The 12977-nt window shown below is 68.9% G+C and carries 11 protein-coding genes; 2 read left to right on the top strand and 9 right to left on the bottom strand.

Annotation, left to right across the window (positions count from 1 at the left end):
- Position 1: 1 nt before the first annotated feature.
- From T398_RS03535 to T398_RS03505, 7 genes are all read right to left on the bottom strand, one after another.
- The gene (locus T398_RS03535; protein WP_496444489.1) at positions 2 to 1315 is read right to left on the bottom strand and encodes an ABC transporter permease; all 1314 of its coding nucleotides are present in this window, start codon (positions 1313 to 1315) and stop codon (positions 2 to 4) included.
- Positions 1312 to 3096 carry an ABC transporter ATP-binding protein gene (locus T398_RS03530; protein ID WP_496444487.1) on the bottom strand — a complete coding sequence of 595 codons (1785 nt, stop codon included), beginning with the start codon at positions 3094 to 3096 and terminating at the stop codon, positions 1312 to 1314. The genes T398_RS03535 and T398_RS03530 overlap by 4 nt, the downstream gene beginning before the upstream one ends.
- Positions 3097 to 3100: 4 nt before the next feature.
- Positions 3101 to 4162: a BMP family lipoprotein gene (locus T398_RS03525; protein ID WP_496444928.1), complete on the bottom strand. Its 1062-nt coding sequence runs from the start codon at positions 4160 to 4162 to the stop codon at positions 3101 to 3103.
- Between the two features lie 291 nt (positions 4163 to 4453).
- A complete protein-coding gene (locus T398_RS03520; protein ID WP_496444485.1) occupies positions 4454 to 4795 on the bottom strand; it encodes a hypothetical protein in 342 nt (113 codons plus the stop codon).
- 59 nt (positions 4796 to 4854) lie between these two features.
- Positions 4855 to 5793, bottom strand: coding sequence for a sugar ABC transporter permease (locus tag T398_RS03515; protein ID WP_496444483.1), 939 nt, complete (start codon positions 5791 to 5793; stop codon positions 4855 to 4857).
- Positions 5793 to 6806: a carbohydrate ABC transporter permease gene (locus T398_RS03510; protein ID WP_018218516.1), complete on the bottom strand. Its 1014-nt coding sequence runs from the start codon at positions 6804 to 6806 to the stop codon at positions 5793 to 5795. Before T398_RS03510 ends, T398_RS03515 begins: the two co-directional genes overlap by 1 nt.
- Positions 6807 to 6917: 111 nt before the next feature.
- Complete coding sequence (locus T398_RS03505; RefSeq protein ID WP_496444481.1) at positions 6918 to 8219, bottom strand: extracellular solute-binding protein; 1302 nt, start codon at positions 8217 to 8219, stop codon at positions 6918 to 6920.
- A 343-nt stretch (positions 8220 to 8562) separates the two neighbouring features.
- On the opposite strand from T398_RS03505, the gene T398_RS03500 reads away from it, so the two are divergent.
- Both T398_RS03500 and T398_RS03495 read left to right on the top strand, forming a co-directional pair.
- The gene (locus tag T398_RS03500) at positions 8563 to 9630 is read left to right on the top strand and encodes a LacI family DNA-binding transcriptional regulator (protein ID WP_496444479.1); all 1068 of its coding nucleotides are present in this window, start codon (positions 8563 to 8565) and stop codon (positions 9628 to 9630) included.
- A 172-nt stretch (positions 9631 to 9802) separates the two neighbouring features.
- Positions 9803 to 11437, top strand: coding sequence for a glycoside hydrolase family 13 protein (locus T398_RS03495; RefSeq protein ID WP_496444477.1), 1635 nt, complete (start codon positions 9803 to 9805; stop codon positions 11435 to 11437).
- Between the two features lie 77 nt (positions 11438 to 11514).
- Here T398_RS03495 and T398_RS03490 read toward each other — a convergent pair whose 3' ends face one another.
- A complete protein-coding gene (locus T398_RS03490; protein WP_496444475.1) occupies positions 11515 to 11958 on the bottom strand; it encodes a hypothetical protein in 444 nt (147 codons plus the stop codon).
- A gap of 7 nt (positions 11959 to 11965) precedes the next feature.
- Positions 11966 to 12958, bottom strand: coding sequence for a YihY/virulence factor BrkB family protein (locus tag T398_RS03485; protein WP_496444473.1), 993 nt, complete (start codon positions 12956 to 12958; stop codon positions 11966 to 11968).
- Positions 12959 to 12977: the final 19 nt, after the last annotated feature.

The following is a 12977-nucleotide window of genomic DNA, read 5'->3' as shown; positions in this document are numbered from 1 at the left end:
GTCACCAGCCCTTCGCGAGGCTCGTCTGCGGCCGGGCGGCCCGGGCGGCCCGAAGCTGGAAGACCGCCTTCACCAGGGCCGGTGCGGCGATGAAGATGACGATCAGCGCCTGGAGCACGGTAACCAGCTCCAGCGAGACGCCCGAGTACGACTGCATCCGGTTACCGCCGGCCTGCAGCGCGCCGAAGAGCAGTGCGGCGAGCAAGACGCCCCACGGCTTCACCCGGCCGAGCAGCGCCACCAGGATGCCGTCAAAACCGATCTGGGCTACGACCAGCGGGGTCAGCGCGGCGGCGGTGGTGCCGAGCACCATCTGCGAGCCGCCGAGGCCGGCCAGGGCACCGGCGAAGACCATAATCAAAACGTAGGTCCGGGTGACACTGATGCCGGCGGTGCGCGAAGCCGCCGGGTTGCTCCCCACGGCCCGCAGCTCGAAGCCGAGGGTCGACCGGTTCAGCAGCCAGGCGACCGCCCAGGTCACCAGCACGGCGAGGATGATTCCAGCGTGCGCCCGCAGGTTGTCGCCGAAGAGCCGGGGAAGCTGCGCGGAGGCGTCCACCGGTCGACTGATGGCATTCGTACGGTTCGGGTCCTGAATCCCGTTCTGCACGATCAACCACACCAGGAAGTACACCGCGACGTAGTTGAGCATGATCGTGTTGATCACCTCGTGGGCGCCGGTGCGGGCCTTGAGGATCCCCGGAATGAAGCCCCACACCGCACCGCCGACCGCACCGGCGAACACCGCGACGAGCAGGTGCAGCCCGGCCGGCAGCGGCAGCAGGAACCCCGCCAGCCCGGCCGCGATGACGCCCATCGTGGCCTGCCCCTGGGCACCGATGTTGAACAGGCCGCCACGGAAGGCGAGCGCCACGGAGAGACCGGTAAAGACCAGCGGGGCGGTGTAGGTCAGCGTCTCCGAGATCGGGCTCAACGCCGCGGTGAGGCCGACCGCGTCCGGGTCGAGGACCGCGCCCTTGAACAGGTTCACGTACGCGTCGCTGACCAACGCCCAGCTGGCGTTGAGGGCGTCACCCGGGCGGGCGGTGATGTAGCTGTAGGTGGCCAGTACGTCCGGATCGGAGACGATCATCAGGATCCCGCCGACAATCATCGCCAGGACCAGCGACAGCAACGTCACCGTGAAGGTGTTGGCGGCCCAGAGATTCGCCATGAAGAGCTGCCCGAACGCAGGGCGCTCCGGCGGCTGCTGACTCGTCGGCTCGGCTCGCTCGGTGTTGTCGAGCGTCATCCTGGCCGCCTGGTCCGCGGTCGCCGGTTCCTTGTCCGGGGAGCCGGACTCTGCGTTGGTCATGCCTCGTCCTCGCTCCCGGGGCCCGATGGGGCGGGCGCCCCGGCGTCGGTACCCGCCGTCGCTCCGTTCGCCCCGGCGTCCGCCGGGTCCGGAGTGATACCCGCCATCAGCAGGCCGATCTCCTCGCGGGGGGTGTCCGGGCCGACAATGCCGATGATCCGGCCGCGGTACATCACCGCAATCCGGTCGGCCAGGCCGATCACCTCGTCGAGTTCGCTGGAGACGAGGAGGACGGCGGTTCCGGCATCCCGCTCGTGGATGACCCGACTGTGGATGAACTCGATGGAGCCGACATCGACACCACGGGTCGGTTGGGCGGCGATGAGGAGTTTCAGCGGCCGGGACAGTTCCCGGGCGACGATCACCTTCTGTTGGTTACCGCCGGAGAGCGTGCCGACCGCCGCCTCCGCCGACGGGGTCCGGACGTCGAACTGGGCGATCCGCTCCCGCGCCGACTTCCTGATCGCATCCGGTCGGAGCGCGAGCCCCCGGCCGAACGGCGGTCGGTCGTACAGGTCCAGCACCAGGTTCTCCGCGATGCTGAGTTCCTTGACCAACCCGTCGACACTGCGATCCTCGGGCACGTAGCCAACGCCCGCGCGGAGGATCTCCTTGGTTGACCAGTCGTCGATCCGCTCCCCGCCCAGCTGCACCGAGCCGGCGAGCAGCGGACGCAGCCCCATGACCGCCTCGACCAGCTCGGTCTGGCCGTTGCCCTGCACGCCGGCGATGCCGAGCACCTCACCGGCGCGCACGGTCAGGTCAACGCCGTCCACCGCACGTACCTGCCGGTCGTCGTCGGCCACCAGCCCGGAGAGCTCGAGAACCGGCTCGCCCGGCGTGGCGGGTTGCTTGTCCACGGTGAGCCGGACGGTGCGGCCGACCATCAGGGCGGCGAGTTCGTCCCGGCTCGCCTCCGGCATGGCGGTGCCAACGGTCCGCCCACGCCGGATCACGGTGATCCGGTCGGCGATGGCCTTCACCTCGCCGAGCTTGTGGGTAATGAAGACGATCGACCGACCAGCGGCCTTGAGCTCCCGCATGACGGTGAGCAGCTCCTCGGTCTCCTGCGGCGTGAGCACCGCGGTCGGCTCGTCGAGGATGAGCAGGTCAACATCGCGGGTGAGGGCTTTGACGATCTCGACCCGCTGCTGGGTGCCGACCGGCAGATCCTCGATGATCGCGTCCGGGTCAACCTGGAGGTTGTAGCGGGCGGAGACCTCCGCGACCTCGCGCCGGGCACGTCGGCGGTCGAGGAAACCGAGCATGCCGCCCCGGACCTGCTCAGCCCCGAGCATGATGTTCTCGGCCACGGTGAGGACCGGGACCAGCATGAAGTGCTGGTGCACCATCCCGATCCCGGCCGCGATGGCGTCCGCCGGGCCGCGCGGCTGCAGCGGCTTCCCGTCCACCAGGATCTCGCCCTCGTCGGGCTGGTAAAGCCCGTACAGCACGTTCATCAGGGTCGACTTACCCGCGCCGTTCTCCCCGAGCAGGGCGTGGATCTCCCCCGGCTCCACCGTGAGATCGATGTGGTCGTTGGCGACCAGGTCACCGAAGCGTTTGGTGATGCCGCGCAGTTCGAGTCTCAGCGCAACCTCCCGGGGGTACGAAGCGATGGTGCGGGGAGTTGCCGGTACGCCGGCAACGGCACTCGTGGTGGAGCCGATCGGCCGCCCCGGCGCCAGCGGGAGGTCCCGTGGCGCCAAGGCGGCCGGATCATCGCGCGGTGCCGCTCGCCGAACGGCGTGGCAGGGCACCCCGGCACGGCGAGCTGGCATCAGCTCACTGCGGTTGGGACGGCGACTCAACCTTGATCAGGCCAGCGGCGATGTCCGCCTTCAGCTTGTCGACCTCGGCCTTCAGCTCGGCCGGGATCTCGCTGTCGAACTCGTGGTACGGCGCGAGCGAGACGCCCTCGTTGGCCAGCGTCCCGGTGAAGCCCGGATTCGCCTCCAGCTTCTCGCCGGCGGCGGCCTTGAGCACGGCCTCCTGAACGGCGCCGGGGATGTTCTTCACCACGGTGGTGATGATGGCCGGGCAGTTCGAGGTGCTCTCGCAGCCATCGACGTCGACCCAGATGGTGTTGTACTTGCCGGCGGAGGACTGGGCCGCCGCGGTGGTGCCGAGACCCGCGCCCCCGGCGACCGGCATGATGATGTCCGCGCCCTGGGCGACCAGCGTGTCGCTGACCTTCTTGCCCTCGTCCTGCTTGACGAAGCTGTTGGCGAACGAGCCGTCCTGGCTGGCCTTGTCCCAGCCCAGAACCTGGACGTTCTTTCCCTTGGCCTCGTTGTAGTGGTCAACCCCGTCGGCGTAGCCGTCCATGAAGATGGTCACCGGCGGGATCTTCTCGCCACCGTAGGTACCCACCTTGCCGGTCTGGCTGAAGCCGGCGGCCAGATAACCGGCGAGGAAGCCGGCCTGGGCGGTGTCGAACTGCATCGGGTAGACGTTGCTCTCCGACAACTTCGTGTCCACGATGCCGAACTGCTGGTCCGGGTTGGCCGCCGCGATCTTGGAGGTGGCCTCCCCCATCAGGCCACCAACGGCGAGGATGAAGTCGCAGTCCTGGTTGACATACTGGGTCAGGTTCGGCTCGTAGTCGGCCTCGGCCTTCGACGCGACGTACTTGATGTCGATGTCCTTGTTCTCGTCCTTGGCCGCCTCCAAGCCCTGCCAGGCCGAGGTGTTGAAGGACTTGTCGTCGATCCCACCGACGTCGGTCACCATGCAGGCACTGAACTTCTCGCCGCCGTTGCCGGCATTGTTCTCCTCGGGCGCCTCACCGCAGGCGGAGGCGGCCAGCACGAGGCCGCCCACCGCGAAGACCGAGGCGATCCGCATCCCACGCACCGAGCGCAAGACGACTCCTTCCGTTGCGCACCGCGTCCACCACGGTGGCAGCCCTTGTGAACCGGCCTGCACTGTGCCGCCGGTGTCCCACGTTCCGGACGCCGAGCGTACGCCCCGGCTCCTACCCCGGCCGAGAAGCATGCGTGACTGTTGAGCGCCTGTTACCCCGACGTGATCCTGAGGTATTCGGTCACTCGACATGCCGGCCAAAAGGGCGCGGGTGGGACGAGTTCTCCCGCGGTGGGGAGGCTCCTCGCACTGGGGAGGTTCCTCCGTCGGAGGCTACCGCCAGAAGACCGCCACCGCAGCGTTGACCAGGGTCAACCCGATGATCGCGAGGAAGTGCCCGCGGTTGACCGCTTCCCGCTTCCGCGAGAAGAAGACCATGACGAAGATGAGGAGCGCGAGCGTCAGCTTGGTGACGAGCTTCGCCGGGTCCGGCTCACCCCCGTCCCGCAGTGGGGCGGAGAGGCCGATTCCGGTCAGCAACGTGAGCGAAGCACCCCAGAGCATGGCCGGGTTGATCCGGAACCTGCCCTTGAGGTACTGCACCACCGCGCCACCGAGCAACAGCGCGAACCCGATCAGGTGAATGTAACGGAGAGTGAGTCGTAGAGCTTCCACGCGGCCTATCCTCCCGCACAACGACGGGTCGTAGTAGAGGGGCTCGGTCAATCGGTGCCTCAGCCCTTCGTACCACCCGCGGTCAGACCCGAGACCAGGTGCCGTTGGGCGATCATGAAGACCAGCCCGGCCGGGACCGTCACCAGCACCGCCGCCGCCGTCAGGTACTCCCACTGCGGGTTGTACTGCGGCACGAACTGCCGAAGCCCGTACGCCAGGGTGAACTGGTTGTCGGTCTGGATGAAGGCCGACGCGTACGCGACCTCCCCCCACGCGGTGAGGAAGGTGTAGAAGGCGGTGACCGCGACGGCCGGACGGGCCAGCGGCAGCACCACCCGCCAGAAGGTGGCGAACGGACCGCAGCCGTCCAGCGCCGCCGCCTCGTCCAGCGAGGTGGGGATGGAGTCGAAGTAGCCCTTCAGCATCCAGGAGCAGAACGGAACCGCGATGGTCAGGTAGGCGATCACCAGCGACGGCAGCGTGTTGATCAACCCGAGCCGCGCCATGATCGTGTAGATCGGCACGATCAGGATGGCCACCGGAAACATCTGGGTGACCAGGAAGACCATCATCAACGGCCGGCGGCCCGGGAAGTTGAACCGGGAGACGGCGTAACCGGTGGTCGCCGAGAGGAAGATGCCGATCCCCATCGTGCCGGCGGCCACGATCACCGAGTTCAGCAGCCACCGCAGAAAGCTGGTGTCGAAGAGCACGTAGCGGTAGTTCGTCAGGGTCGGATCCTGAACCAGGGTCAGGTTGCTGCTCTGCACCGCGTACCCGGGCTTGAACGAGGAGAGCAGCACCCAGACGATCGGACCGATCGCGACCAGCGACGCGACGATCAGGGTCCCGTGCAACAGCAGCGACGTCGCCGGGCTGCGCCGGCTACGGCCGGCCCGCCGCGCGGTCTCGGCCGGGGCGGTCGGCGTGGCCCCGGCCTCGATCGGGGCCGCCGAAGTCCCCACCGTGGCCGTCCCGGAGCTGGTCGACTGGCTCATCACCACACCTCGCCTTGCTTACGCAGTGCCCGCCGGTAGAACACGGAGAAGACCAAGAGAATGGAGAGAATCAGCACGCCGTACGTGGAGGCGAGCGAGTAGTTGCGGATGCCCTCGAAGGCGGCCCGGTACGCGCCGGTCACCAGGATCTCGGTCTCGCCGGCCGGCTCTCCCTCGGTCACCAGGAAGATGACCGGGAAGAGGTTGAACGTCCAGATGGTGCCGAGCAGGATCACGGTCATGCTGGTCGACCGCAGGCCCGGCAACGTGATGGCCCGGAACCGCTGCCACGGCGACGCGCCGTCGATCTCCGCCGCCTCGTAGAGCTCACCGGGAATGGTCTGCAACCCGCCGAGCAGCGCCACCATCATGAACGGCACGCCGAGCCAGACGTTGGTGACGATCGCGGTGAACAGTGATGTCCACCGTTCGGAGAACCACGGGAGCGGGTCGGCCCCGAGCCCGGTGAGCACCGAGTTCGCCAGGCCAAAGCGCTCGTTGAAGATGAACTTCCAGGCGAAGGCGCTGACGAAGGCCGGCACCGCCCACGGCAGCACCAGCAGCACCCGGTAGAGGCCACGGCCGCGGATCGGGCGGTTGAGCAGGACGGCGAGGCCAAGCCCGAGACCATAGTGGAAGGCGACACCGACGGAGGTCCAGATCAGGGTGATCCCGGTCCACTCCCAGAACCGGCCGACCTGGCCCGTGAGGACCCGGACGTAGTTGTCCAGACCCGCATACTCCCACCGGTTGGGGTTCTCCTCGCAGACCTCACCGCCGGTGATCGACTTGGTGCAGATCTCCGCCACCTGGTTGGCCTCGTTGAGGTTGGTGAAGGAGAGCCAGATCCCCCGGCCGAGCGGATAGAAGATCAAGACTGCCAGGACGATCACCACCGGCAGGACCATCGCCCAGGCGTACCAGTTCCGGTCCCAGCTACGACGAAGTCGGGACGGGCGGGCGGGGCGACGGTCCGGCGGCGCGGACGCTGGCGCGGCGGTCACGGTGCGCATATCAGCTGAGCTCCAGGAGGTGAGCCGACCGGCCGGCGACCGGAGCGGTCGCCGGCCCGGCCGGATGCCGAGGGACGAGTGGTCGCCGGCCTCTGCCCGCCGGCAGGTGGATCAGAAGCCGTACGCGGTGACGACCTCCGCCTGGTACCTCTTCGCGAGCTCGTCGAGCGCCTCCTTCGGGTCCCGGTTCTGGATCAGGACCTTGGTGGCCATCTCGTCCAGCGGTTCGAAGAACTGGCCGGCCTCGGGGATCCAGGGGCGGCTGACCGCGGCCTCGACGGCCGGCTGGTACGCGGTCACGATCGGATTGCTCCGTACCGTGTCGAGGTCGTAGGCCGACTTGCGCGTCGGCAGCAGCCCGAGCTTCTCAGCGAGAAACGCCTGGGACTCGGCGGAGCTCATGAAGGCCACGAAGGCGATGGCGGCCTCGACCTTCTCCTCTGGCATACCGGACCAGACGGTGTAGTTGTGCCCACCGATCGGACCGCCGGCGCGGGCCGAGCCGCCGGGGACCGGGGCGATGCCAAGGTTCTCCACGCCGCCGAAGGTCGGCGCCTGCGACACGTTGTTGACCTCCCAGGGACCATTAATGATCATGGCGACCTGCTCTTCCTTGAAGAGGGTCATCATGGTTCCGTAGGAGTCCGTCGCGGGCGGCGGGACGGCCGCGCCGCTGTCGATCAGATCTTTGGCGATCTTCAGCCCGGCGACGTTCTGGTCCGAGCCGACGACGATCTTCTGGGCCGGGACATCCACCAGGTCCCCGCCCTCGCCGTAGAGGAACGGCAGCAGGAAGTAGCCCTCCGGATTGAGGTAAAGGCCGTCCGCGCCGGTCTTCTCCTTGACGGCCTGGGCGGCGGTCTTCAGCTCGGCCCAGGTCGTCGGCGCGGCGGCGACACCCGCCTCGGCCAACAGCTTCTTGTTGTACATCAGCGAGAGCGTGTCGGTCACCTGCGGGACGCCGTAGGTCTTGCCGTCGTACTTGTTCGAGGCGAGCGGAGTGGGCAGGAAGTCCGACTCGTCGGCGAGCAGTTCGGAGCCGTCCAGCGCGTAGAGGTAGCCCAGCGAGGCGAACTCCGGAACCCAGGCCACCTCCGCCCGCATGATGTCCGGCGCGCCGGTCTCGGCCTGTGCTGCCGTCTTGAACTGGTTCTGCGCCTCACCGAACGGGACCGACTGATAATTGATCTTCACGTTCGGATAGGTCTGGTTGAACTTGGCGATCAGCTCCTGGAAAACCGGACCCTCGTTCTTCGGGTCTGAGGTGTCCCACCAGGTCAGCTCGGCCTTCATGGCTGCGGGGTCGGTCGTTGACCCTTCCCCCGCGCTCTGCTCGTCCTCGCCACAGGCGACGAGGGTCAGAGCAAGGGCGGCGGAGGCGAGTACGGCGACTCCCTTGGCTGTGCGACGCATGTTCGCTCCTAGATTGCCTGCCGGTGTCGGCGGGACACTAGCAAGAGTTTTCTAAGTTAGAAACCCTTTGCGAACGGTCTTGCAACAACCGGCGCCATCTTGTCATCCAGACCCGTCCCATGTCGGGCTTGCGCGACAAACCGGCAGGCCCGGACATCGACCGGCCATTGCCCTCCACCCCTCGGCGGCCGACACCCCGGCCGCGTTGATGCTGCTCGATGCGATGCCCCTGGGGCCACACCGACCGAGCACCGTCCTCCGCCCAGGCCGGCAGCCCCGGAAGCCACGACTGCAAGAACTTGCCCGGAAGCGCAAGAACGATCCGGTGAGCTACAGTGCCGCCATGCGCGCTCGACTGTCCGACATCGCCCAGCAGGCAGAGGTCAGTGAGGCCACCGTGTCGCGGGTGCTCAACGACCGACCCGGAGTGGCACCCGAGACCCGACAGGCCGTCCTGACCGCCCTCGACGTGCTCGGTTACGAACGTCCGGCCCGGCTACGCAAACGCTGCGCCGGACTGGTGGGCCTGGTCGTCCCGGAACTCGACAACCCGATCTTTCCCGCCTTCGCGCAGATCATCGAGTCGGCGCTGGCACCGACCGGCTTCACCCCCGTGCTGTGCACCCAGACCCCCGGGGGCATCCGGGAGGACGAATACGTCGAGATGCTGCTCGACCGGCAGGTCTCCGGCATCGTCTTCGTCTCCGGCCTGCACGCCGACACCGCCGCCGACCACGAGCGGTACCGCGCACTGATCGCCCGCCCCCTCCCGGTTGTCATGGTCAACGGCTACGCACCGAACCTCCCCGCGCCCTTCATCTCCTGTGACGACCGGGAGGCCGCCGAGCTGGCCGTCACCCACCTGGTCGCGCTGGGGCACCGCCGGATCGGCCTGATCACCGGGCCGAACCGGTTCGTCCCCGTACAGCGCAAGGTCGCCGGCTACCAGGCCGCCATGCGGCGCTGCACCGACGTCTCCGAGGCCGAGCTCACCGAACTGACCGAACTCTCCCTCTTCGGCGTCGAGGGGGGCGAGGCCGCCGCCACCCGCCTGCTGGACCGCGGTGTCACCGGCCTGGTCTGCGGCTCCGACCCGATGGCGTTGGGTGCCATCCGCGCCGCCCGACAGCGCGGGCTCGCCGTGCCCCGCGACGTCTCCGTCGTCGGATACGACGACTCCCCGCTGATGGCCTTCACCGACCCACCCCTGACCACCATGCGCCAGCCGGTCGCCGCGATGGCGGTTGCCGCCGTCCAGGCACTGGTGGACGAGATCAACGGGCATGCCGCCCCACACTCGGAGTATCTGTTCCGGCCCGAGCTGGTGGTGCGCGGCTCGACCGCGGTCGCCCGGACGCCCGGCGTTGACCCCGGTGGACCCACCTCCGCCCCGCTGGCGGTCTCGGTCTGAACGCCCGCCGTCCACCCCGTCCGGATCCCGACCGGGAGGAAAACCCGAGTCGACCTTGCGCAAGGGCTGCTTGACTCTTGCAATGTTCTGCCGGCATCCTGCACAGCAACCGGCGCCACCACCCCTGCCCGCGCCGGAGACCGCCGTACCGCGCGAGATCGGGGAACCCCTCATGACCGTCCGCAACCCCACCCCGCCGACCTCCGACGATGACTGGTGGCGCTCCGCCGCCATCTATCAGGTCTACCTCCGCAGCTTCGCCGACGCGAATGGTGACGGGATCGGCGACCTGGCGGGCCTGCGGCAGCGCCTGCCCTACCTGCACGACCTCGGGGTGGACGCGCTCTGGTTGACCCCCTTCTACCCCTCACCCATGATTGACGGCGGCTACGACGTCGCCGACTACCGCGATGTCGACCCGATGTTCGGCACCCTCACCGAGTTCGACGACATGATCGTCGACGCGCACGCACTGGGCCTACGGATCATCGTCGACCTGGTACCCAATCACACGTCGAGCGAACACCCCTGGTTCCAGGCCGCCCTCGCAGCGACCCCCGGCTCCCCCGAGCGGGCCCGCTACCACTTCGCCGCCGGGCTCGGAGCGGCGGGCGAACTGCCACCGAACGACTGGGAGAGCATCTTCGGCGGACCGGCCTGGACCCGACTGCCCGACGGACAGTGGTACCTGCACCTGTTCGACTCGGCACAGCCGGACCTGAACTGGCGCAACCCCGAGGTCCGCACCGAGTTCGAGGAGGTGCTCCGGTTCTGGTTGGACCGCGGCGTCGACGGCTTCCGGATTGACGTAGCCCACGGAATGATCAAGGCGGAGGGCCTGCCGGATGTCGGCTTCGGCCAGCACACCGGCCAACGACAGGTCGAACTGCTCGGCAAGAGCCGACTGCCCTACTTCGACCAGGACGAGGTACACAACATCTACCGGGCCTGGCGGCCGATCCTGGACAGCTATCCCGGGGGCCGGATGGCGGTGGCCGAGGCCTGGGCGGAGACCCCGCAACGGCTCGCCCGCTACATCGGTCCAGACGAGCTGCACCAGGCGTTCAGCTTCGACTTCCTCGACGCCCACTGGTCGGCCGACTCCTTCCGCAAGGTCATCGACAGCTCGCTCGCCGAATCAGCGGTCATCAACGCGCCCACCACCTGGGTGCTCTCAAACCATGACAAGCAGCGACACGTCACCCGGTACGGGGACGGGCCGGCCGGACTACGCCGCGCCCGCGCCGCAGCCCTGCTGATGCTCGCGCTGCCCGGCTGCGCCTACGTCTACCAGGGTGAGGAGCTGGGCCTACCCGAGGTCCTCGACCTCCCGGACGACCTGCGGCAGGACCCGCAGTACCTGCGGACCGGCCAGAGCCGGGACGGCTGCCGGGTGCCGATCCCGTGGAGCGGCGAACTCGCCCCGTACGGCTTCGGCCCCGCCGGCAGCGCGCTGAGCTGGCTGCCCGCCCCGGCTACCTGGCGGGAACTGTCGGTGGCTGCCCAGCACGGCGTCCCCGACTCCACGCTCGAGCTGTATCGCACCGCGCTCCGGATCCGCCGAGCGCACCCCGCGCTCGCCATCGCCGCGGCCCAGCTCGTCTGGCAGGAGGGCCGGCCGGGCGTCCTCGCCTTCACCCGTACCGCCGCCGACGGTACGGCGCTCACCTGTGTGGTCAACATCAGCGACGCACCCGCCGTCAGCACCGGGTACGGCGAGCCGCTCATCGCCAGCGTCCCGCTCACCCGGGAGGAATCCGGTTACCTGGTCCCGGTCGACGCGGCCGCCTGGTTCGAACGGCGCTGAGCGGGTACGCCCCAACCAACCCGGTCGTTCGGCGTGCCCCGGGCCGCCGGGCGGCTGGGCAGCCGACCGGCCCGGGATCAACGCTCGAGGCCGGGCAGCTTCGCCGCGATCCGGGCAAAGCCCGCCCGGATCGCGGCCTCACTCGGCGGCATCGCCGACTGGGCATCCCGGTCCCGTTCCCCCTCCGCCAGCTCCTCGTCGAAGGTGTCGTCGAAGTTGCCGTAGAGCTCGGCGCTGTCCGCCTGCGCCGCCACCTCATCCTCGGCGGCGGCCTGAGCCGCGGCGATCTCACCACGGATCTGCTCCGCCGACACCGCCGGCAGCAGCGGCTCCACCACTGCCATCAGCGCCTCCTCCGCCACCATCACCTCGGCCAACGCCAACGCGGGCGCCCGCTCGTACGGGCCGCACACCACCGGCTCCCACTCGTCGGCGTCGCCGAGCGGGCCGAAGGTAATAATCCACGGCAGGTCCAGCAGCGGCGAATCGTCCGGCAGATCGAGTGTCACGAGAGTGCCCACCCGCCCATCATCGTTCCCCGGCCGTGGGCGGATCCCCGGTTCGACGCCCCGTCCCTGGTTCGGGTGCCGTCGGCCCGTTCACGCTCGGCTGCCCGGGGGGCGGGGAGCCCGCCTCCTCCTGGTCGGCCGCCACCCGCTCCGCCGCGAGGTCCACCACCTGCCCCCGGCTGCCGGTGGCCACCAACGCCGCGCCGAAGAGCACGAGTTGGTTGAGCAGATAGAGGTAGAGCAGCAGCCCCACCGCGCCCGCCACCACCGTGTACGCCGGGTTCCGCTCGGTCCGCACCACGTAGTACCGCCCGATCGTGTTGAGCAGGGTGATACCCACCGCCACCAGCAGCACCGCCGGGCGCAGCCGGACCCGGCTGGGCCGCAACCGGGGCACCGCCGCCAACAGTAGGGTCGCCAGCACCGCGTTCACGAAGACGCTGAGCACGGCGCTGATCGTGGTGAGACCGACCGAGCCGGCACTGCCCAGCAACCACCGCAGCAGCGACTCCAACGTGTCCACCGCCGCTACCGAGACGCCGAGCAGCACGAACACCACCAGCAGTACACCCAGGTCGACCAACCGGCGAACGACAAAGTTGCCGGGTTGTTGGTCGAGGCCGTACAGCAACCGCTGGGAGGAACGGATCGCCTCCACCCAGCCGACCCCGGTGAAGACCAGGATGGTCAGACCGACCACGCCGACGGCCCCGCTACTCTCGGCGACCTGCACCGGGTCAAGGAAGGGCAGGTTCTCCCGAAGGAAGTCCGCCGCGGCGGCATTGACCTCGGCGTTTCCCTCCAGGATCGCCCCGAAGACGGAGTAGGCGACGAGGGCGAGCGCGAAGACCGCGAAGAAGCCGTAGTAGGCGATCGCGGCGGCGAGCCGGCTGCCGAACCGGCGGTTGTAGAGCAGGACCGCCCGCAACCCGTGGTCGAAGGACGGATAGCGGCGCCGCGTGGTGGTAATCCGCCCGTGGGCACCCGCCAGAATCCGGCGGAACACGTTCACCTCGCCATCCTCGCCGACC

Source organism: Salinispora goodfellowii (assembly GCF_059570675.1).
This window is presented reverse-complemented; position numbering and strand designations above follow the sequence as displayed.